The sequence below is a fragment of the Demequina salsinemoris genome (assembly GCF_000974805.1).
Lineage (GTDB): Bacteria > Actinomycetota > Actinomycetes > Actinomycetales > Demequinaceae > Demequina > Demequina salsinemoris.
Genome location: NZ_BBQZ01000004.1, coordinates 235,134 through 255,160, shown reverse-complemented (window position 1 = coordinate 255,160; position 20,027 = coordinate 235,134). Strand labels below are relative to the sequence as shown.

At 70.3% G+C, this 20,027-nt stretch carries 19 protein-coding genes and 1 tRNA gene; 16 read left to right on the top strand and 4 right to left on the bottom strand.

Annotated features, from left to right (window positions below):
- Positions 1–242: 242 nt before the first annotated feature.
- From pstS to pstB, 4 genes are all read left to right on the top strand, one after another.
- Entirely contained in the window at positions 243–1,397 is a 1,155-nt protein-coding gene (pstS, locus tag AOP78_RS09910) for a phosphate ABC transporter substrate-binding protein PstS (protein WP_062203769.1), read from the top strand.
- Between the two features lie 89 nt (positions 1,398–1,486).
- On the top strand, positions 1,487–2,485 hold the full coding sequence (pstC, locus tag AOP78_RS09905; RefSeq protein ID WP_062203766.1) for a phosphate ABC transporter permease subunit PstC: 999 nt from the start codon (positions 1,487–1,489) through the stop codon (positions 2,483–2,485).
- Entirely contained in the window at positions 2,485–3,453 is a 969-nt protein-coding gene (gene pstA / locus AOP78_RS09900) for a phosphate ABC transporter permease PstA (protein ID WP_062203764.1), read from the top strand. The genes pstC and pstA overlap by 1 nt, the downstream gene beginning before the upstream one ends.
- 14 nt (positions 3,454–3,467) lie before the next feature.
- A complete protein-coding gene (gene pstB / locus AOP78_RS09895; protein WP_062203762.1) occupies positions 3,468–4,247 on the top strand; it encodes a phosphate ABC transporter ATP-binding protein PstB in 780 nt (259 codons plus the stop codon).
- Positions 4,248–4,669: 422 nt separating this feature from the next.
- Here the strand turns inward: pstB and AOP78_RS09890 are convergent, their stop codons facing one another.
- On the bottom strand, positions 4,670–5,137 hold the full coding sequence (locus AOP78_RS09890) for a hypothetical protein (protein ID WP_062203759.1): 468 nt from the start codon (positions 5,135–5,137) through the stop codon (positions 4,670–4,672).
- A gap of 157 nt (positions 5,138–5,294) precedes the next feature.
- Here AOP78_RS09890 and AOP78_RS09885 point away from each other — a divergent pair, with 157 nt between their 5' ends.
- The 5 genes from AOP78_RS09885 to rlmB all read left to right on the top strand — a co-directional run bounded on the left by AOP78_RS09885 (position 5,295) and on the right by rlmB (position 9,456).
- The gene (locus tag AOP78_RS09885) at positions 5,295–5,777 is read left to right on the top strand and encodes a CarD family transcriptional regulator (protein WP_062203756.1); all 483 of its coding nucleotides are present in this window, start codon (positions 5,295–5,297) and stop codon (positions 5,775–5,777) included.
- On the top strand, positions 5,726–6,514 hold the full coding sequence (locus AOP78_RS09880; protein WP_152659490.1) for an IspD/TarI family cytidylyltransferase: 789 nt from the start codon (positions 5,726–5,728) through the stop codon (positions 6,512–6,514). The genes AOP78_RS09885 and AOP78_RS09880 overlap by 52 nt, the downstream gene beginning before the upstream one ends.
- Positions 6,511–6,984: a 2-C-methyl-D-erythritol 2,4-cyclodiphosphate synthase gene (gene ispF, locus AOP78_RS09875; protein ID WP_062203751.1), complete on the top strand. Its 474-nt coding sequence runs from the start codon at positions 6,511–6,513 to the stop codon at positions 6,982–6,984. Before AOP78_RS09880 ends, ispF begins: the two co-directional genes overlap by 4 nt.
- An 89-nt stretch (positions 6,985–7,073) precedes the next feature.
- A complete protein-coding gene (gene cysS, locus AOP78_RS09870) occupies positions 7,074–8,495 on the top strand; it encodes a cysteine--tRNA ligase (protein WP_062203748.1) in 1,422 nt (473 codons plus the stop codon).
- Position 8,496: 1 nt separating this feature from the next.
- Positions 8,497–9,456 carry a 23S rRNA (guanosine(2251)-2'-O)-methyltransferase RlmB gene (gene rlmB, locus AOP78_RS09865; protein ID WP_062203745.1) on the top strand — a complete coding sequence of 320 codons (960 nt, stop codon included), beginning with the start codon at positions 8,497–8,499 and terminating at the stop codon, positions 9,454–9,456.
- Between the two features lie 3 nt (positions 9,457–9,459).
- Here the strand turns inward: rlmB and AOP78_RS09860 are convergent, their stop codons facing one another.
- Together AOP78_RS09860 and AOP78_RS09855 are read right to left on the bottom strand one after the other, a co-directional pair.
- On the bottom strand, positions 9,460–10,932 hold the full coding sequence (locus AOP78_RS09860) for a DUF4032 domain-containing protein (protein ID WP_083979998.1): 1,473 nt from the start codon (positions 10,930–10,932) through the stop codon (positions 9,460–9,462).
- A gap of 239 nt (positions 10,933–11,171) precedes the next feature.
- Positions 11,172–12,329 (bottom strand): ABC transporter ATP-binding protein, encoded by a 1,158-nt coding sequence (locus tag AOP78_RS09855; protein WP_062203742.1) that lies wholly within the window; start codon positions 12,327–12,329, stop codon positions 11,172–11,174.
- A gap of 278 nt (positions 12,330–12,607) precedes the next feature.
- Between AOP78_RS09855 and AOP78_RS09850 the strand changes: the two genes are divergently transcribed.
- The 4 genes from AOP78_RS09850 (at position 12,608) to AOP78_RS09835 (ending at position 16,147) form a co-directional block, all read left to right on the top strand.
- The gene (locus AOP78_RS09850; protein ID WP_062203740.1) at positions 12,608–14,341 is read left to right on the top strand and encodes a serine/threonine-protein kinase; all 1,734 of its coding nucleotides are present in this window, start codon (positions 12,608–12,610) and stop codon (positions 14,339–14,341) included.
- A 196-nt stretch (positions 14,342–14,537) separates the two neighbouring features.
- Positions 14,538–15,035, top strand: a complete 498-nt coding sequence (locus AOP78_RS09845) for a MauE/DoxX family redox-associated membrane protein (RefSeq protein ID WP_062203738.1) — start codon at positions 14,538–14,540, stop codon at positions 15,033–15,035.
- 35 nt (positions 15,036–15,070) lie between these two features.
- Positions 15,071–15,853 carry a DsbA family protein gene (locus AOP78_RS09840; protein ID WP_062203736.1) on the top strand — a complete coding sequence of 261 codons (783 nt, stop codon included), beginning with the start codon at positions 15,071–15,073 and terminating at the stop codon, positions 15,851–15,853.
- A 218-nt stretch (positions 15,854–16,071) separates the two neighbouring features.
- A tRNA-Thr gene (locus AOP78_RS09835) sits at positions 16,072–16,147 on the top strand.
- A gap of 22 nt (positions 16,148–16,169) precedes the next feature.
- Here the strand turns inward: AOP78_RS09835 and AOP78_RS09830 are convergent.
- Positions 16,170–16,844: a uracil-DNA glycosylase gene (locus AOP78_RS09830; protein ID WP_062203733.1), complete on the bottom strand. Its 675-nt coding sequence runs from the start codon at positions 16,842–16,844 to the stop codon at positions 16,170–16,172.
- Positions 16,845–17,037: 193 nt separating this feature from the next.
- Here AOP78_RS09830 and AOP78_RS09825 point away from each other — a divergent pair, with 193 nt between their 5' ends.
- From AOP78_RS09825 to groL, 3 genes are all read left to right on the top strand, one after another.
- A complete protein-coding gene (locus tag AOP78_RS09825) occupies positions 17,038–17,325 on the top strand; it encodes a DUF3263 domain-containing protein (protein ID WP_062203730.1) in 288 nt (95 codons plus the stop codon).
- A 20-nt stretch (positions 17,326–17,345) separates the two neighbouring features.
- The gene (locus AOP78_RS09820; protein ID WP_062203727.1) at positions 17,346–17,966 is read left to right on the top strand and encodes a LytR C-terminal domain-containing protein; all 621 of its coding nucleotides are present in this window, start codon (positions 17,346–17,348) and stop codon (positions 17,964–17,966) included.
- Positions 17,967–18,194: 228 nt separating this feature from the next.
- The gene (groL, locus tag AOP78_RS09815) at positions 18,195–19,820 is read left to right on the top strand and encodes a chaperonin GroEL (RefSeq protein WP_062203724.1); all 1,626 of its coding nucleotides are present in this window, start codon (positions 18,195–18,197) and stop codon (positions 19,818–19,820) included.
- Positions 19,821–20,027 lie beyond the last annotated feature (207 nt).

Sequence of the window (20,027 nt, the reverse complement as noted above, 5' to 3'; positions counted from 1 at the left end):
CGCATCGTCCCTGGAACGGGACCGCTCCGACCGGGCGCGGACGCATCGTCCCTGGCTGGACGTCCCGCAGGGACGTCCACCTGCTCGTCACTCGCGCGTGACCTCATCGTGACAAACTGTGAGGGAGTTCACCTGATGTTCACCCACTGTTCAGGTTGGGGCCGCTGGCGCGTCATCTTGCGCTCCTACCGTTCTAGTCATCCGGCATAGGGCCGGGTCACCAGCATGTGAGGAATACGAACGTGAAGATTGCCACTCGCGCCGGAGCCGTCGCCGCGGCCGCCGTGCTGTCGCTCTCGCTGGCCGCCTGCTCGGCCTCGAACGAGGTCGCCGCGGACGACTCGTCCGCCGACGCCGCCGCCACTGACACCGCCACCGACGAGGCCACCGACGCCGCGATGAGCTTCTCTGGCGAGCTCAACGGCTCGGGCGCGTCGACCCAGGAGAAGGCCATGGAGGTCTGGCGCGCCAACTTCCAGACCGAGAACCCCGACCTCACCATCAACTACGACCCGGTCGGCTCGGGCGGTGGCCGCACCGCGTTCCTCGACGGCTCGGTCTCGTGGGCCGGCTCTGACGCCGCGCTGTCCGAGGAGGACGGCGAGTACGACGCCGCCGTGGACCGCTGCGGTGACGCCGGTGCCGTCAACCTGCCGATGTACATCTCGCCGATCGCCGTCGCGTTCAACCTCGAGGGCATCGACTCGCTGAACATGGACGCCGCGACCATCGCCGCCATCTTCGACGGTGAGATCACCAACTGGTCGGACGACGCGATCGCCTCGCAGAACGAGGGCGTCGAGCTCCCCGACCTGGCCATCACGATGGTCCACCGCTCGGACGAGTCGGGCACCACCAAGAACTTCACCGACTACCTCGAGCAGGCGTCGGACGGCGCCTGGGGCTACGAGGCCTCGGGTGACTGGCCCAACGACCTCGGCGAGTCCGGTCAGGGCACCTCCGGCGTGGTCCAGATCATCACCTCCACCGAGGGCACCATCGGCTACGCGGACCACTCGCAGACCTCGGGTCTCGGAGTCGTCTCCGTCAAGGTCGGCGACGAGTACGTCGCGCCGTCCGCCGACGGTGCCGCCCTCGCCCTCACCGCGGCCACCCCGGCCGGCGTGAACGGCGACGACGACCTCGCCTACGAGCTCGACCGCACCACCACCGAGGCCGGCGCCTACCCGGTCATCGTCCTCTCCTACGTCATCGTCTGCGAGCAGTACGACGACGCTGACGAGGCCGCCAAGGTGACCTCGTTCCTCGAGTACACCGCCTCGCAGGAGGGCCAGGCCGCGTCGGTCGACGCCGCCGGCAACGCGCCGCTCTCGTCCGACCTCTCGGACCAGGTCATCGCGGTCCTCGAGGGCATCGCCGCCGCGAGCGGCGTCTAAGAAGTGCCGATTGGACGGTGGTGGGTTCGTCCGGAAGGATGGACCCACCACCGTCCTTCATGTCGTCCCTGTGATGGAGAGATAGAAGCGTGACTGTCACTGAGAAGAGCGGCGCCGAGAAGGTCGAGCTCACCGCGCATCGGCGATCCGTGGCGAACGGCGTGTTCACCGGAGCCTCCGCCGCGGCGGCATCGCTGATCCTCGTCGTCCTCGCCGCCGTCGCCGCGTTCCTGCTGACCGAGGCCTGGCCGGCGCTCACCATGGACGCCGCCGAGCTCGGCGACCGCATCTCGTGGATCAAGCCCGAGGACGGCCAGAGCCTGATCCAGGTCACCGGGTACCTCGTCTTCGGCACGGTGCTGATCGCGACCATGGCGCTGCTGATCGCCACCCCGCTCTCCATCGGGATCGCGCTCTTCATCTCCCACTACGCGCCGCGGCGGCTCGCCTCGGGGCTCGGCTACATCATCGACCTGCTCGCCGCGATCCCCTCGGTCGTCTACGGCCTGTGGGGCTCGATCGTGCTGATCCCGGTCCTCCAGCCGTTCTACGACTTCCTCGGCACCTACCTCGGCTGGTTCCCGCTGTTCGCTACGGACCCGACCACGGGCACCGTGTCGGCGACCGGTCGAGTCGCGCTGTCGGCGTCGCTCGTGCTCGCGATCATGGTGATCCCGATCATCTCCTCCGTCTCCCGCGAGGTGTTCCTCCAGACGCCCAAGCTGCACGAGGAGGCCGCGCTCGCGATGGGCGCCACCCGGTGGGAGATGATCCGCATGGCGGTGTTCCCGTTCGGCCGCTCGGGCGTCATCGGAGCGACGATGCTGGGGCTGGGTCGCGCGCTCGGCGAGACGATGGCCGTCTACATGATCCTCTCCGTCGGCCTCAGCTACTCGTGGAACGTCCTGCTGTCCGGCAAGCACAACACGATCGCGTCCTACATCGCGGGCCAGTTCCCCGAGGCCAACGCGATCGGCGTCAGCGCGCTCATCGCGATGGGCCTCGCGCTGTTCATCATCACCTTGCTCGTCAACATGGCCGCGCGCTGGATCGTCTCGCGTCGCTCTGAGTTCTCTGGAGCCAACTGATGACCACCACCTCCGTCAGGTCGAGCTCCGTGCTCGGCACGATGAGCACGGGCCGCAAGCTCAAGAACGGCGCGATGGGCGTGCTCATCTACGCCGCCTTCGGCCTCGCGCTGATCCCGCTGATCTGGCTGTCGGTCACGGTCATCGACCGCGGCATCGACCGTTTCATGATCATGCCCGACGGGTCCACCGGGCTGAACTTCGAGTTCCTCCAGCAGTCCATGCGCGGCGTGTACGGCGGCGCGATCCAGGGCGGCATCCTGCACGCGATCTGGGGCACGCTGATCATCACCGGCCTCGCGACGCTGATCTCGGTGCCGATCGGCCTGCTCACCGCGATCTACCTGGTCGAGTACGGCAAGGGCCGCCTCAAGCGGATGGTCACGTTCTTCGTCGACGTCATGACGGGCATCCCGTCGATCGTCGCCGGTCTGTTCGCCTACGCGCTGTTCGCGATCGTGTTCGGAGCCGGCACCAAGAACGGCTTCACCGGCGCCGTAGCGCTGTCCGTGCTGATGATCCCCGTGGTCGTGCGCTCGTCCGAGGAGATGCTGCGCCTCGTCCCGAACGAGCTCCGCGAGGCGTCTTACGCGCTCGGCGTGCCGAAGTACCTCACGGTGATCAAGGTGGTCGTCCGGACCGCGATCGCCGGCATCACCACGGGTGTCACGCTCGCGATCGCGCGCGTCATCGGTGAGACCGCGCCGCTCCTCGTGGCCGTCGGTTCCATCGACTCCATGAACTTCAATCCCGTCGAGGGCCGCATGATGACCCTCCCGGTGTACATCGTGTCCGAGTGGCGCAAGGGCACCGCGGTGTGCAGCGACGCCGCGGACACGTCGTGCCTCGTCGAGATCACCGAGTACCGCGCGTGGGCGGCGGCGCTCGTGCTGATCCTCATCGTCATGGCGCTGAACCTCGCCGCGCGCCTCATCTCCCGCTACTTCAGCCCCAAGACCGGCCGGTAAAGGACCCCCTCTTCATGTCCAAGCGCATCGACGTCAACAACCTCAACGTCTTCTACGGCAGCTTCCTCGCGGTCGAGGACGTCTCGCTCTCCATCGAGGCGAAGTCCGTCACCGCCTTCATCGGCCCGTCCGGCTGCGGCAAGTCGACCTTCCTCCGCACCCTCAACCGCATGCACGAGGTCATCCCCGGCGCGCGCGTCGAGGGCGAGGTGCTCATGGACGGCCTCAACCTGTACGACCCCCAGATCGACCCGGTCGCGGTGCGCCGCCACGTCGGCATGGTGTTCCAGCGCCCCAACCCGTTCCCCACGATGTCCATCGCGGAGAACGTGCTCGCGGGCGTGAAGCTCAACAACAAGCGCATCTCCAAGGGCGACGCCGAGGAGCTCGTCGAGTCCTCGCTGCGCGGCGCGAACCTGTGGGAGGAGGTCAAGGACCGCCTCGACAAGCCGGGTTCCTCGCTCTCCGGTGGTCAGCAGCAGCGTCTGTGCATCGCGCGCGCGATCGCCATCAAGCCCGACGTGCTCCTCATGGACGAGCCCTGCTCCGCGCTCGACCCGATCTCCACGCTCGCGATCGAGGACCTCATCCAGGAGCTCAAGTCCGAGTACACGATCGTGATCGTGACCCACAACATGCAGCAGGCCGCGCGCGTGTCCGAGAAGACCGCGTTCTTCAACATCGCGGGCACCGGCAAGCCCGGCAAGCTCATCGAGATGGACGACACGACGACGATCTTCTCCGCGCCCGCCGAGAAGGCCACCGAGGACTACATCTCGGGCCGCTTCGGTTGATCCGCTGACGTCACGCGAAAGGGCCCCGGGATCTCCCGGGGCCCTTTCGCATGCTCGGAGGCGGGCGCTGCGCCGCGCCCCAGTGGACACTGATGGTCGCTTTCGGGCCCGGGTCGCGCGCCAGTGGACATTTCTGTACCAGGAAGCCTCCCCGGCGGCGGTGGGGTGGGACGATGAGGTCGCCGGGTGGGTGCCTGCGCGGTGCGCAGGCGCGCCGACCCGGGGCGGTACAGATACGTCCGTTGGGACGCGGCGGGGTGCCGGAAGCGGCACTGAGCGTCCACTAGGACGCAGTGGAGTCCGAAAAGCGACAACGAGCGCCCACGAGCGAGTCGCCCGGCCGGGTTGTCGGGGCAGGGACGACGCGGGGGTTTGGTGGTTGCGCGCAGGGACGATGCGGGGGTCGCCCGGGCGCCCCCCGCTCAGCCGATCGCTTCGAGCGTCGGCGCGTACTCGGCGAGCGTGCCGTCGAGCACGGGCACGTCGACGTCGGTGGTGCCCGATCCGGGCGTCGTCACCGTGATGGTGCCGATGAGGCCAGGGTCGACCGTGCTGGTGCCGACGACCTCGGTCTCGCCGTCGGTCGTGCCGAGCGCGGTCACGCCCTGCGCGGGGACCTCGAAGCTCGTCGCGTCGTCGCCGAGCACCACGGTGACCTCGATCGGGTCGGTGCCGGGGTTCTCGAACGAGCCGATCAGCGCGGCGGGCTCGTCGGCGGCCGTCGACACGATGAGCAGGTTGAGGCCGGTGGCGTCCTCGAGCTCGACGCGGACGCCGTCGGAGGCGGAGTACTGCTTCGACGTGGTGATGTTCGCGGCGAACGAGCAGCCGGTCATGGACAGAGCGATGAGCGCGGCCGCGGCGATGCGGGCGGGGGCGTGCAGCTTCACGGAGGGGACCTTTCCAGGGACAGTTGCAGGTTCAGGATAGTGGGTGGCCGCGACTGCGCGGCTCGGCGTGTCGAGTTAGCCTGAAATGTCGGCCTCTGTTATTGCATGGGGCGCGAATGATAGACTGGCCCTCCGCGACGAAGGGGCTATCTCCACAATGAACTTTGCAGTCGGCGAGACCGTCGTCTATCCGCACCACGGTGCGGCCACCATCCAGGACATCTTCAAGCGCACCATCAAGGGCGAGGAGAAGACGTATCTGGAGCTCCGCGTCGCACAGGGCGACCTGACCATCAAGGTCCCCGCGGAGAACGTCGACCTCGTGGGCGTCCGCGACGTCGTCGATGAGGCCGGCCTCGAGAAGGTGTTCGCCGTGCTGCGCGAGCCCTACGTGGAGGAGCCGACCAACTGGTCGCGCCGCTTCAAGGCCAATGGTGAGAAGCTCGCCTCGGGCGATGTCATCCGCGTGGCCGAGGTCGTTCGCGACCTGAGCCGCCGCGACACCGACAAGGGCTTGTCCGCGGGTGAGAAGCGCATGCTCCACAAGGCGCGCCAGATCCTCGTCTCGGAGCTCGCGCTCGCCGAGAAGTGCGACGAGGACGCCGCCGAGGCTCGACTCGACGAGGTCCTCGCGTCGTGACCGTCGCGGCCGTCGTGACGGCCGCTGGGTCCGGGACCCGACTAGGCCGGGACCTTCCTAAGGCGCTCGTGCCCATCGGAGGCACCCCGCTCGTGGCATGGGCCGCATCCTCCCTTGCCGCCGTATGCGAGCAGGTGGTCGTTACCGCGCCCGCCGAGCATCTCGACGCGTTCCGTGACGCCGTCGCGCACGTCGCGGCGGACGTGACCGTCGTCGCCGGCGGCGACACGCGTCAGGCCTCGGTCGCGCTCGGGCTCGCCTCGGTCAGGGACGATGCGGAGCAGATCCTCGTCCACGACGCCGCCAGGGCGTTCATGCCGGTCGCCGTCGCGGGCCGCGCGCTCGCGGCGCTCGACGCAGACCCCAGTGCCATGGACGATGCGGCGGCCATGGACGATCCAGCGGCCATGGACGATGCGGCAGCCGCCGGGGGAGCGGACGGCTGCATCCCCGTCCTCCCGGTCGTCGACACCATCGTCTCGACCGCCGGCGGAGCCCTCACCTATCTGAAGCGTCCCGAGCTGGGCGCGGTTCAGACCCCCCAGGCCTTCCGCGCCTCGGCGCTGAGGGATGCACACGCGCGCGCGCAGGCCGAGGGATTCGAGGGAACCGACGACGGCTCGCTCCTTGCCGCATACGGCTACCGCGTCGTCACGTGCGAGGGCGACCCCGAGGGCCGGAAGATCACGTATCCGGAGGACGTCGACCACTTCGAGCGGAGGCTCGCGCGCGCATGATCCGTACCGGCATCGGCACCGACGTCCACGCCTTCGGCGACGCCATGGGGCTGTCCGTCGCGGGCCTCACCTGGCCCGACGAGCGCGGACTGTCCGGTCACAGCGACGGCGACGTCGCGGCGCACGCGATCTGCGACGCGCTGCTATCCGCGAGCGGCCTGGGCGACCTCGGCAGCAACTACGGCACCGACCGCCCCGAGTGGAAGGGCGCCTCCGGGGCCGCTCTGCTCGCGGAGACCGCGCGACGCGTGCGCGAGGCCGGCTTCGACATCGGCAACGCGGCGGTCCAGGTGATCGGCAACCGTCCCAAGATCGGTCCCCGCCGGGCCGAGGCGGAGAAGGCGATGTCCGACGCGATCGGCGCGCCCGTCACGGTCTCCGCGACCACGACCGACGGCCTCGGGCTCACCGGCCGGGGCGAGGGGGTCGCCGCGATCGCGACAGCTCTCGTCGTCGCGCGCGCGGACTGAGCCGGCCCGCGGCGCCCGCCCGGCCCGAGCATCGTCTCCGTCCCTCCCGACTGACGCGAGGCCGCATCCCGCCAGGTAGCCTTGAGGACGTGACTCTGCACCTGTTCGACACCGCCGCCCGCGAGGCGCGTCCCCTGACGCCCGTGACCCCCGGCAAGGTCGGCATCTACCTGTGCGGCCCGACCGTGCAGTCGAGCCCCCACATCGGGCACCTGCGCGCGGCCGTCGCCTTCGACATCCTGCAGCGCTGGCTGATGCGCAAGGGCCTCGACGTCACGATGGTGCGCAACGTCACCGACATCGACGACAAGACCCTCACCAAGGCCGCCGACGCCGGCGTCGAGTGGTGGGCGTGGGCGCTGCGCTACGAGCGCGAGTTCCAGGCCGCGTATGCCGCTGTCGGCGTGCTCGCCCCCGACGCCGAGCCGCGCGCGACCGGTCACATGCCCGAGATCGTCGCGCTCACCGCGCGCCTGATCGAGCTCGGCCACGCGTACGAGCACGACGGTTCGGTGTACTTCGACGTGCAGTCGTTCCCCGCGTACGGCTCGCTGACCCGCCAGGCGCTCGAGGACCTCGAGCCCGCGACCGATGCGCCCGTCGACGCCAAGCGCGACCCGCGCGACTTCGCGCTGTGGAAGGCGACCAAGGCCGGCGAGCCCGAGACTGCCTCCTGGGACTCCCCGTGGGGCCCCGGCAGGCCCGGCTGGCACATCGAGTGCTCCGCGATGGCGAAGCGCTATCTGGGCGAGACCTTCGACATCCACGGCGGCGGCCTCGACCTGCGCTTCCCGCACCACGAGAACGAGCAGGCGCAGTCGCGCGCGGCCGGCTACGGCTTCGCGCAGATGTGGCTGCACTCCGCGTGGGTGACGCAGTCCGGCGCCAAGATGTCCAAGTCGCTCGGCAACGGCATGCTCGTCGAGGAGGTGCTCGCCGAGCACAGCGCCGCGGCGCTGCGCCTCGCGCTCGGCCAGGTGCACTACCGCTCCATGCTGGAGTGGTCGGACAAGACCATGGACGATGCGGAAGCCACCTGGTCACGTCTGTCCGGCTTCGTTGCGCGCGCCTCGGAGAGGGTCGGCGCGCCCACCTCGGAGGAGGTCGCGGCGGCCGAGCTGCCCGAGCCGTTCGTCGAGGCCATGGACGACGACCTGTCCGTGCCGCGCGCGATGGCCCACCTCCACGACACGGTGCGCGCCGGCAACGCCGCGCTCACCGCGGGCGACGACGCCGCGCTGAGGCCCGCGCTCCTGGCCGTCCGCGCGATGCTCGACACGCTCGGACTGGACCCCGCATCGTCCCTGTGGGCGTCCGGGGCGAAGGACGCGGAGCCCGCGCTCCAGGCGCTCGAGGTGCTCGTGGGCGCCGATCTGGTCAAGCGCGCCGAGGCGCGCGCCGAGAAGGACTGGAGCGCAGCGGACGAGATCCGCGACCGCCTCCAGGCCGCAGGAATCATCATCGAGGACGGCGCCGACGGCGCGCGCTGGTCGCTGGCCGAGGAGGGCTGACATGGCAGGGAACTCACAGCGCAGAGGCGCGACCCGCAACGCGGGCTCCAAGAAGGGCGCGCAGGTCGGCACCGGCGGCCACGGCCGCAAGGCGCTCGAGGGCAAGGGCCCCACGCCCAAGGCCGAGGAGCGCCCGTACCACAAGGCGTACAAGGCGAAGCAGCGCGCCGAGAAGGATGCCGCCAAGAAGCCCGCGCCCCGAGGCAAGCAGGCCCCGCGTCAGCGCACCTCGTCGTCCGAGGAGCTCGCGATCGGCCGCAACAGCGTGCTCGAGGCGCTGCGGATGGGCATCCCCGCGAACGTGCTCCATGTCTTCAACCGCATCGACGCCGACGACCGCGTCACCGAGATCGTCGGGCTCGCCGTCGAGGCGGGCATCGAGGTGCGCGAGGTCACCAAGGCGACGCTCGACGCGCTCGCCGGCGGCAGCCCCCACCAGGGCGTCGCGCTCGAGGTACCGCCGTACAGCTACGCGGATCCGCTGGACCTGCTCGAGGCGCCGTCGCCGGTGCGCATCGTCGTGCTCGACCACATCCAGGACCCCCGCAACCTGGGCGCGATCCTGCGTTCGGCCGGGGCCTTCGGCGCCTCGGGCGTCGTGATCCCCGAGCGCCGCTCCGCCTCGGTGACGGTCGCGGCGTGGAAGGTGTCCGCGGGCGCCGCCGCGCGCGTGCCCGTCGCGCGCGCCACCAACATCGCGCGCACGCTCGAGGACTACAAGAAGGCCGGCGTCTTCGCGATCGGGCTGGACGGCGGCGGCGACGTCGACCTCCATGAGTCGAACCTCCTGGACGGTCCGCTCGCGATCGTCGTCGGCTCCGAGGGTGACGGGCTGTCGCGCCTGGTCGCGGAGACGTGCGATCAGATCGTGTCGATCCCGATCGCCGCGACCACGGAGAGCCTCAACGCGTCGGTCGCGACGTCGATCGCCCTGTACGAGGCGTCGCGCGCGATCTCCTGACGCCTACTCCCCGTCGGCGATGTCGAGCGTGCCCGCCTCGTCCTCGAGGGACTCCGCGGCGCGCTCGGCTGCCGTCCTGGCCTGACGCTTGGGCGCGGTGACTCGGGTCGAGACGCGCGTGACCGTCGGCGGCTCCTCGACCTCGGGCTCGGGTACGCCGCCCCACGCGTGCGTGTTGTCGTTGGCATACGGGTCCGACACGGCATAGCTCGTGCCGAACTCGGCGGTCAGCGCGGGCAGCTCGGCAGTCATCTCGGTGATCGAGAGCCCGAGCACCGCCTGCTCGTCGGCCTTGGTGGGCAGCACGTTCTTCACGTAGGACCCGGTCGCGACCGGCATCGGCACGTCCTTGCCCGCGGCCTGCGCGAGGTACCAGCGGTGGTCGAGGACCTCGTGGAACACCTGCGCGGGCTCGAGCTTGCCCCGCAGCTTGCGAGGCACGGCGCGCACGGTCGGCTCGAACACGTGGGTCAGCCACTCGTGGGCGGCGAACGTCTCGTCGGCCTTGTGCCCGCGCGCGCTCTCGTGGACCACGCGGTACTCCTCCATGTCGTTGAGGAGTCGTCGTGCCTGGTTCTCCTGCACGTCCAGGCCAGTGAGCCGCATGAGGCGGCGCGAGTGGAAGCCCGCGTCGACCACCTTCGGGCGCAGCGTGACCGCCGTGCCGTCCTCCGTCTGCTGCATGTCGATCTCGCCCAGGTCGAAGCCGAGGGCGTTGAGCGCGCGCACGCGTTCGGCGACCTGGAAGGGCACGTTCGACGTGATGGTCTCCGTGGAGGTCAGCGCGGTCCACAGCTCGCGGTAGCGGGACTCGAGGCGCGTGCCGATGTCGAACGGGTCGACGGTCTCGTCGAGGTCCTCCGACTCCTGGAGGTCGAGCAGCTCGCCGACGATGTTGGTCGTGGCCGTGTCGAGGTCGTACTCGCGCTGGCCGTCCGTCAGCTTGGGGTGCAGATCCCCGGTCTCCGCGTCCACGAGGTACGCGGAGAACGCGGAGGCGTCGCGTCGGAACAGCGCGTTCGACAGCGACACGTCGCCCCAGTAGAAGCCGGCGAGGTGCAGCCGCACGACGAGGATCGACAGGGCGTCGATGAGCCGGGTGAGCGTGCCGGTGCGCAGCGCAGACGAGAAGATCGCGCGGTACGGCAGGGAGTAGGCGAGGTGCTCCGTGACGAGCGCGGCCGGCAGCTCCTCGCCGGACGGGCTCTGCCTGCCGGTGACCACCGCGACCGCCTTCACGCACGGCGCCTCCATGCGCTCGAGCTCGCGCAGCATGTGGAACTCGCGGTGGGCGATCTCGGGGTTGGTCTCCTTGACGGCGAGCACGCCGTCGCCGTGGCGGACGAACCGGACCACGTGGCGCGACAGGCCGCGGGGGAGCGCCGCGATGCGCTCCTCAGGCCAGGCGCTCAACGGCACGTCCCAGGGAAGCTCCATGAGGCCCGCGTCGGCGGCCCCTGTGATCAGCAGCGGCATGGGCTCAGCCTAGTGGCGGGCGGCGGTGCCGACCCGGGACTCCTCAGACCATCGCCGGCAGTCTGAACCAATCTCAGATCGACACGCGGGCGTGTCGCAGGACGATGCGGCGTGTCGCCGGGGTGTCGCGCTTCAGATTGGTTCGAACTGTCGGGACCGGACACCCAACCCGGACATGCGAAAGGGGCGGCCCGGGTCTGAGACCCGGACCGCCCCTTCAGCGGAACTGCTGTGGTGCCTTACGCGGTCGGCGTGGCAGCCGTCGACGCGGCCGACGGGCTGATGCGCTTGCCGGTGGTGGCGGAGAACGCGTGCTGCTCGCCCTCGCGGATGGTGACCCACATCGTGGAGCCCTTCTCCGGAACGTCGCGCGGGTCGACGCGGACGATGACCTCGCCCGTGCCGCCGAACTTCGGGTCGGCGAGCGTCGTCGCGAGCGTCGGGAGCTGGCCGTAGACGAACGCGTCGGAGCCGAGCTCCTCGACGACGACGACCTCGATGGGCAGCGCGCCCTCGGAGTTCGGCGCCACGCGGTCCATGGACTCCGGACGCCAGCCGAGGACGACCTCGGAGTTGTCGTCAGCCGACATGTTGTCGAGCGTCTCGCGCTTGAGCGGAACACGGGCGGGGCCGACGATGGCCTTGCCGTCCTCGACCTTGAAGGTCGAGATGTTCATGGCCGGCGAGCCGATGAAGCCCGCGACGAACACGTTCGCCGGAGCGTCGTACATGTCGCGGGGGGTGCCGACCTGCTGGAGCACGCCGTCCTTGAGGACCGCGATGCGGTCGCCCATCGTGAGGGCCTCGACCTGGTCGTGGGTCACGTAGACGGTGGTGGTGCCGAGACGACGCTGGAGCGCGGCGATCTGGGTGCGGGTCTGGACGCGGAGCTTGGCGTCGAGGTTCGACAGCGGCTCGTCCATGAGGAACACCTGGGGCTGACGCACGATCGCGCGGCCCATGGCGACGCGCTGACGCTGACCACCCGAGAGGGCCTTCGGCTTGCGGTCCAGGTACTCGGTGAGGTCGAGGATCTTCGCGGCGTCCTCGACGCGCTTGCGGATCTCCGCCTTGTCGGTCTTGGCGATCTTGAGCGCGAAGCCCATGTTGTCCGCGACGGTCATGTGCGGGTAGAGGGCGTAGGACTGGAACACCATCGCGATGTCGCGGTCCTTCGGCTGGACGTGCGTGACGTCGCGGTCGCCGACCCAGATGGATCCCTTGTCCACGTCCTCGAGGCCTGCGAGCATGCGCAGGGAGGTGGACTTGCCGCATCCAGACGGTCCGACCAGCACGAGGAACTCGCCGTCGGCGATGTCCAGCTGGAGCGAGTCGACCGCGGGGCGCTCGGTCCCCGGGTAGATGCGCGAGGCGTTGTCGAAAGTGACGGTTGCCATGTTTCTTGGTCCCTTCACCGGCAGGTACGTGCCGGACGATCCGTAGTGAAGAGTGCCCTGTGGTGTCCACATTGACACTTCGCTCCCGGCAGGGATGCCGAGAGCGTGGCCCATTCTGTCATAGGTTCACGGGCCGCGTACATAAGGACCTTCGTCCCTTTCGTGCCGTGCGCGCGGGGTCAGCGCCAGGACGATGCGGTGGCCGCCGCGGGTGCCCGCGCCGGGACGATGCGGTGGCCGCGCGGCCGGGGGACGATGCGTGCCGGTAGCGTGGGCGCATGGCGGGACTGCGACGCGAGGTCGGCGACGAGATCGGCGGGTACGTCGTGCGGGACACCCTCGGGCGCGGCGGCTCGGGCGCGGTCTACCTGGTGGAGGACGGCGGCGGTCAGCGCGCGGCGCTCAAGCTCGTCGACGCGGCCGAGGATCCGGTGGCGGGGGAGCGCCTCGCGCGCGAGGTTCGCGCCCTGCAGTCCCTCCGGCATCCCGCGGTCCCGCGGGTGCTCGACGCCGAGGTCGACGGCGACGAGACGTTCGTCGTCTCCGAGTACATCCCCGGACTGTCGCTGTTCGATCACGTCCAGCAGCATGGCCCGCTCGCCGGCGCGGCGCTGGCCGACCTTGCCGAGCGGATCGCGTCCGCTCTCGAGGCCGCGCATGCGGCGGGGGTCGTCCACCGGGACGTCACCCCGGCCAACGTGATGATGGGGCCGCACGGCCCGGTCCTCATCGACTTCGGCCTCGCGCATCGCGAGGACGATCAGCGCCTGACGCGCGAGGGCCTCGTGAGCGGCACGGCCGGCTACGTCGCGCCCGAGGTGATCGACGGCGTGGAGCCCGGTCCTGTCGCCGATCTGTGGGCCTGGGCGGCCACGGTCGCCTACGCGATGACCGGTCGCGCGCCGTTCGGCACCGGTGCCGGCGCCGTCTCGCGCACGCTCGAAGGACACGTCGACCTGCCGCATCGTCCCGGCGCCGACGCGCTCGAGGCCGCGCTCGGCAAGGACATCGACGCGCGCCCCTCTCCCGCGCAGGTCGTCGCCGCGCTTCGCGGCGAGACCCAGGTGCTCGGCGTCGGTGCTGCAGCCCTCGCCAGCACCGCGGTGCTGCCCGCGATGGACGATGCGGGCGGCGCGTCGTCCGACGGCGCGTGGGAGGCGCAGGACGACGCGACCGCCGTCCTCGAGCCGTACTCCGACGACGACACCACGGTGCTCGAGCCCTTCCCCGCCGCGGACGACGTCGACCACGACACCGACGCCGAGGTCGCCGACCAGCACTGGGACGACGAGCACTGGGAAGACCAGCACTGGGACGGCCCTCGCGAGCACGAAGGCGACCTCGGGGACCAGGATCGGGCCTCATCGTCCCTGGCCCTGGAGGAGCCCCCTACCCCGGGACGGCCCGTCATGATGGCGTTGGGCGCGCTCGCGGTCGGCGCGGGCGCGGCGCTCGCCCCGGTCGTCGTCTTCCTCGGGATGGTCGCGACCGCGATCGTCGCGCGCGGGGTGCACCGCCGCGCCGCATCGCTCGCCGCCTCGCGCGCGCGCCGAGGAAAGCGGCGCGGCGACGCCGTGGTCCACACGATCGGGATGCCCTGGCATCTGCTGCGCGGCATCCTCGAGCTCGTGCCGTCCGTGCTCCTGAGCGCGCTGGTCGGGGTGGGCGCGGGCGCGCTCATGTGGTGGCTCGCCTCATCGGAGCTGATCGCGTCCGGTACCGAGGCGGGTCAGGCCTGGGGCCACGCCGGAGCCATCGCCTTCGGCGCGCTCGCGGCGGCCGGGACGATGTGGGTGGGGCCCTGGTCCGAAGGAACGAGGGACGGGAGCCGCCGCCTGGCCTACGGGCTCGCGCCGACGACGGGGGTCGCCGCCGCGTGGGTCGTGGTCTCGATCATCGCGATCGGCGTCGTGATCGTCGCCGTGTACATGCGCGCGGAGCCGTGGTGGTGGCCGGTGTCCGAGGTGTCGGGGTGGACCTGGTCGCTCGCCGACCTCCCCTCGTTGCGGTGACGCGATGCCGCGCGCCAGGCATCGTCGCAGGTGCTCGCAAGCGTCGCTCGAAGGTTGTGGGAACAACAATGCGGGGTGGGTCGTTGCCTGGCCGAAGGAGTCGGCGGGCGGTGCGCACGCGCGGTGTACCGTCGAACATGGTCCCCGCTGAGAGTGCGCGCCTTCGGCCGCAGGGACACGACCTCCAGGAGGGGCGATGACTTTCCGAGACCGTTTCGCGGTCGCACAGCCATGGATCAGCCTGCTCGTCCGGCTCTCGATGGCCGGCACCCTGATCGCCGCGGCGATCCCCAAGCTGATGGACATCCCCCAGTCCATCCGCGCGGTCCGGGCCTACCAGCTGCTTCCCGAGGCGATCGTGCCGCTGTTCGGGACGATGCTCCCGATCTTCGAGCTCGTGGTCGCCGCGGTGCTGCTCGTGGGCCTGTTCACGCGGTGGGCCGCCGTCGTGTGGCTCGTCATGATCACGGGCTTCATGATCGGCCTGATCTGGGCGTGGGCGCACGGGCTCAGCATCGACTGCGGCTGCTTCGGCGGAGGCGGCGAGGTCGCCGAGGGCACCACGAACTACCCGCTCCACATGCTCGAACGGACCGGATTCCTCATTCTCGGCTTCTGGCTGGCATTCTTCCCCCGCACACCGTTCTCGCTCGACAGGTGGATGGCCGGAGACCCCGAGCCGGCCGCCGCCTAGACTGACCCGGACAGACGGAAGGAACCACTCCCCTCATGGCATCCAGCGACAAGGCCGCCAAGGCGCGCGCCCAGGCCAAGGCCAACATGAAGGCGCAGGAGCGCCGCACCACGATGATGATCGTCCTCGGCATCGTCGCCGCGCTCGCGATCTTCGGCGGCCTGGTCGCCTTCATCGTGAACCAGAACAGCGCTCTCGAGGAGATCGGTGACGGCGCCGACGGCTCGCCCGCGAACTCGCTCGCGAGCGGCGGCATCCCCGTCGGCTCCGCCGGCGTTGCGGGTGAGACGGACGACGGCGACCCGATCGTCGTCGACGTCTACTTCGACTTCATGTGCCCCTACTGCGGCTACTTCGAGTCGACGAACAGCGCCGACCTCGACGAGCTCCGCTCCGCGGGCACCATCCAGGTGAACTACCACCCGATCTCGATCCTCGACGCGTACTCGAGCGGCACCAACTACTCGACCCGCGCGGCGAACGCCGCGGCCACGGTCGCGGACGCCGCGCCCGAGTACTTCGTGGCCTTCACCGAGGCGCTGTTCAACAACCAGCCCGAGGAGAACTCCGAGGGGCTCTCGGACGAGGAGATCGCCGCGATCGCCGTCACCGTCGGCGTCCCCGCCGATGTCGCCGAGACGTTCGCCGACTACAAGTTCCGCTCGTGGGTCGAGGCTGCGACCGAGCAGTCGTCTGTCGATGGTGTGTCCGGCACCCCGACGATCTTCATCGACGGCACCGTGCTCGACGGCTCCGAGGTCAACTACCTCCAGGAGGGCGAGCTCGCCTCGTATCTCACGGGGCTCGCCGGCGAGTAACGCCGCAGCGCCTTACGCGACGCCGCATCCCTCCCGAGGGGTGCGGCGTCGTCGTCCCTCCTCCCGCGCGCGCTGGAGGGAACTGAGTGCAAGATCCGGCGTGGATCCTGCACTCAGTTCCCACGAGGACGCGCCTGGCCTCTCGGCTGACCTCCGCGCCCCGTGTTTGCGAGCGCCCTGCCCCCGCCCGGTATCCTTGAGCGTCCGTTCAGGACATCGCTGGCATGGCGCAATTGGTAGCGCACCCGACTTGTAATCGGGCGGTTGCGGGTTCAAGTCCCGCTGCCAGCTCCATCGGGACGATGCGCGGGCCGGGTCAGATTGCCGGGGTTCCCCATGCGATCGGTTCCGCGCCCTGCTCGACGAGCAGCTCGTTGACCCGCGAGAACGGCTTGGAGCCGAAGAAGCCCCGCCTCGCGCTCAGCGGGCTCGGGTGCGCGGACTGGACGCGCGGCGTCGAGCCCAGCAGCGAGCCCGCGGCCTGGGCGTCGCGCCCCCACAGGATCGCGACGAGCGGGCCACCCCGCGCGGCGAGCGCGCGCAGCGCAGCCTCCGTCACCTGTTCCCAGCCCTTCCCGCGATGCGAGCCGGGCAGTCCAGGGCGCACGGTGAGCACCCTGTTGAGAAGGAGCACCCCCTGGCGCTCCCAATGGCTGAGGTCGCCGCCCACGAGCACCTCGCCCGTGTCATCGCTCAGCTCGGTCGCGATGTTGCGCAGGCTGCGAGGCTGCGGGTGTCCGGGCGGGACGGAGAAGGACAGGCCGACGGCGTCCCCGGGGGTCGGGTAGGGGTCCTGCCCCACGACGACGACGCGCACGCTCGCCAGCGGGGACTCGAAGGCGCGCAGGATCGCGGCGGACGGGGGAAGGTAGCCGTGTCCCTCGGCGACCTCGTCGCTCAGGAAGGCGCTCAGGCAGGTCAGCGTCGGCTCGACCTCGGCCAGGACCGGGAGCCAGTCAGGAGCCACCTGCTCTCGCCACATCGTCGGCATCTGCTCAGGGTAGCGGCGCCCTGCCTGGAGCCCCGCTCGGAGCCCCGCCCGGCGCCCTGCTCGGCGCCGCATCCGCCGGGGCGCCCGCCGGGACTCCCGCCGGGCGTCGCACCGGGTGACGGAGTCGTCGCCCGCGGTGAATGACATCGACGTGATTCGCGGATAACCTGGGGGCAGTACGAAGGAGGGGAACATGAGCGGATCCGTGGTGCGTCTCGAGCGCCAGGAGGTTCCTCCGACCGGTCTGTCCGAGCGTGACACCGCGATCCTGGACTTCGAGCGCCAGTGGTGGAGGTACGCCGGCGCCAAGGAGGACGCCGTCCGGGAGCTCTTCTCGCTGTCCGGCACCGAGTACTACCAGATCCTCAACGCCCTCATCGATGACGAGCGCGCCCTCGCGCACGATCCGATGCTGGTGAAGCGCCTGCGCCGCATGCGCGCCGCGCGTCAGCGCGGCAGGGGCCGCGCCGCGGGCGCCTGAACGCGCGGTAGCATCGGCGCGTGGCTAAGTACGAGCAGGACGAGTTCGACGCGCTCGCCCGGGAGGCGGGCCCCGTCGGCGTGCACCGCGCGCCGCGGCCCTGGTGGACGAGGCTGCTGCCGCCACTCATCGTCTTCCTGCTCGCGGCGCTCCTCGCCTTCGCGATCGTCGCGTGGAACTGGAGCCAGGACGTCTCCTCGAGTGACGACGCCACGGTGAGCTCGTCCGCGACCGCCACCCTGAGCTCGTCCGCGAGCGCGTCGTCGTCCGCCAGCGCGACGCCGAGCGCGTCGGCAGCCGAGTCGGCGTCGCCGAGCGCCTCGGCCTCGGCGAGCGCGACCGCCGAGCCCGTGGTCGAGTACGGCACGGCGATCGCCGTCCGCAACGGCTCCGGCGTCGCGGGCCTCGCCGCGACCCAGCAGGCGGTACTCGAGGGTGAGGGCTTCACCTCCGTCGAGGCGAACAACATCAACCTGTCGCTCATCCCCGACGGTCAGAACACCGTCGTGTACTCGGATGAGGCTCTCGCGGACACCGCCGCGGAGATCGCCGACGCGCTCGGCATCGACACTGTGCTTCAGCAGGACACGCCCGGCGGCACCGCGATCGAGGTGCTGCTCGCGTCGGATCCCGCCGCGTAGCAGGCATCGCTCACGCGGCCGAACGCCCGGCCCCCGGTCTCACGATCGGCATTTGCACTCGAAGGGTGAGAGTGCCAGAATCGGCGTTAGCACTCGACCCTTTCGAGTGCTAACTAGACCTCGGCTTCCGGTCGAGGCGCGAGCCCCGGGGTGACAGGAATCCCGCGGCGAGCGCCGTCCGTCGCGGGCGATGCGGGAGCCACCACCCATCGGAAGAGGAACACACTCATGGCAAAGATCATTGCCTTCGATGAGGAGGCCCGCCGCGGCATGGAGCGGGGCATGAACGCCCTCGCCGACGCCGTCAAGGTCACCCTCGGCCCCAAGGGCCGCAACGTCGTGCTCGAGAAGAAGTGGGGCGCGCCGACCATCACCAACGACGGTGTCTCCATCGCCAAGGAGATCGAGCTCGAGGAGCCCTTCGAGAAGATCGGCGCCGAGCTCGTCAAGGAGGTCGCCAAGAAGACCGACGACGTCGCCGGTGATGGCACCACCACCGCGACCGTCCTCGCTCAGGCGCTCGTCACGCAGGGCCTGCGCAATGTCGCGGCCGGCGCGAACCCGATCGCCCTCAAGAAGGGCATCGAGAAGGCTGTCGAGGCCGTGACCGCCGAGCTGCTCAAGGCGGCCAAGGAGGTCGAGACCAAGGACCAGATCGCCGCGACCGCGGGCATCTCGGCCGGCGACTCCACGATCGGCGAGCTCATCGCCGAGGCGATGGACAAGGTCGGCAAGGAGGGCGTCATTACGGTCGAGGAGTCGAACGCCCTCGGCCTGGAGCTCGAGCTCACGGAGGGCATGCGCTTCGACAAGGGCTTCCTGTCGGCGTACTTCGTGACCGACCCGGAGCGCCAGGAGGCCATCCTGGAGGACGCCTACGTCCTGCTCGTCGAGTCGAAGATCAACAACGTCAAGGACCTCGTCCCGGTCCTCGAGAAGGTCATGCAGACCGGCAAGCCGCTGCTGATCGTCGCCGAGGACGTCGAGTCCGAGGCCCTCGCGACCCTCGTCGTGAACAAGATCCGCGGCACCTTCAAGGCCGTCGCCGTCAAGGCGCCGGGCTTCGGTGACCGCCGCAAGGCGATGCTGCAGGACATGGCGATCCTGACCGGCGGTACCGTCATCTCCGAGTCGGTGGGTCTGTCGCTCGACGGTGCCGACCTCACCTCGCTTGGCCAGGCGCGCAAGGTCGTCGTCACCAAGGACGAGACCACGATCGTCGAGGGCGCCGGCGCCGAGGAGCAGATCGAGGGCCGCGTGCGTCAGATCCGCGCCGAGATCGACAACTCGGACTCGGACTACGACCGCGAGAAGCTCCAGGAGCGTCTCGCCAAGCTCGCAGGCGGCGTCGCCGTCATCAAGGCGGGCGCGGCCACCGAGGTCGAGCTCAAGGAGCGCAAGCACCGCATCGAGGACGCCGTCCGCAACGCGAAGGCTGCCGTCGAGGAGGGCATCGTCGCCGGTGGTGGCGTCGCGCTCATCCAGGCCGGCAACCTCGCCTTCGACGGCCTCGTGCTCGAGGGTGACGAGGCCACCGGTGCGTCGATCGTCGCCGCGGCCGTCTCGGCCCCGCTGCGTCAGATCGCCGTCAACGCCGGCCTCGAGGGTGGCGTCGTCGTGGAGAAGGTCAAGGACCTCCCGATCGGCCACGGCCTCAACGCCGCGACCGGTGTGTACGAGGACCTCCTCGCCGCGGGCGTCAACGACCCGGTCAAGGTGACCCGTTCCGCGCTGCAGAACGCCGCCTCGATCGCGGCCCTGTTCCTCACGACCGAGGCGGTCGTGGCGGACAAGCCCGAGCCCGAGCCGGCCATGCCGGCCGGCGGCCCGGACATGGGCGGCATGGGCTTCTAAGCCCGACCGCTTGATCCAAGCCAGCGCGAACGCCCCCGGGGATCCCCCGGGGGCGTTCGTCGTGCCAGGGCGACGGCCGCATCGTCCCTGTCCCATGCACTGCGCACGGATCTGAGCGCGACACGCAGTCGACACGCCGGCGTGTGAGGCGACACGCTCGTGTGTCTCCCGGGAATCCGTGCGGAGCGCATGGCGGGCAGGCGGGCG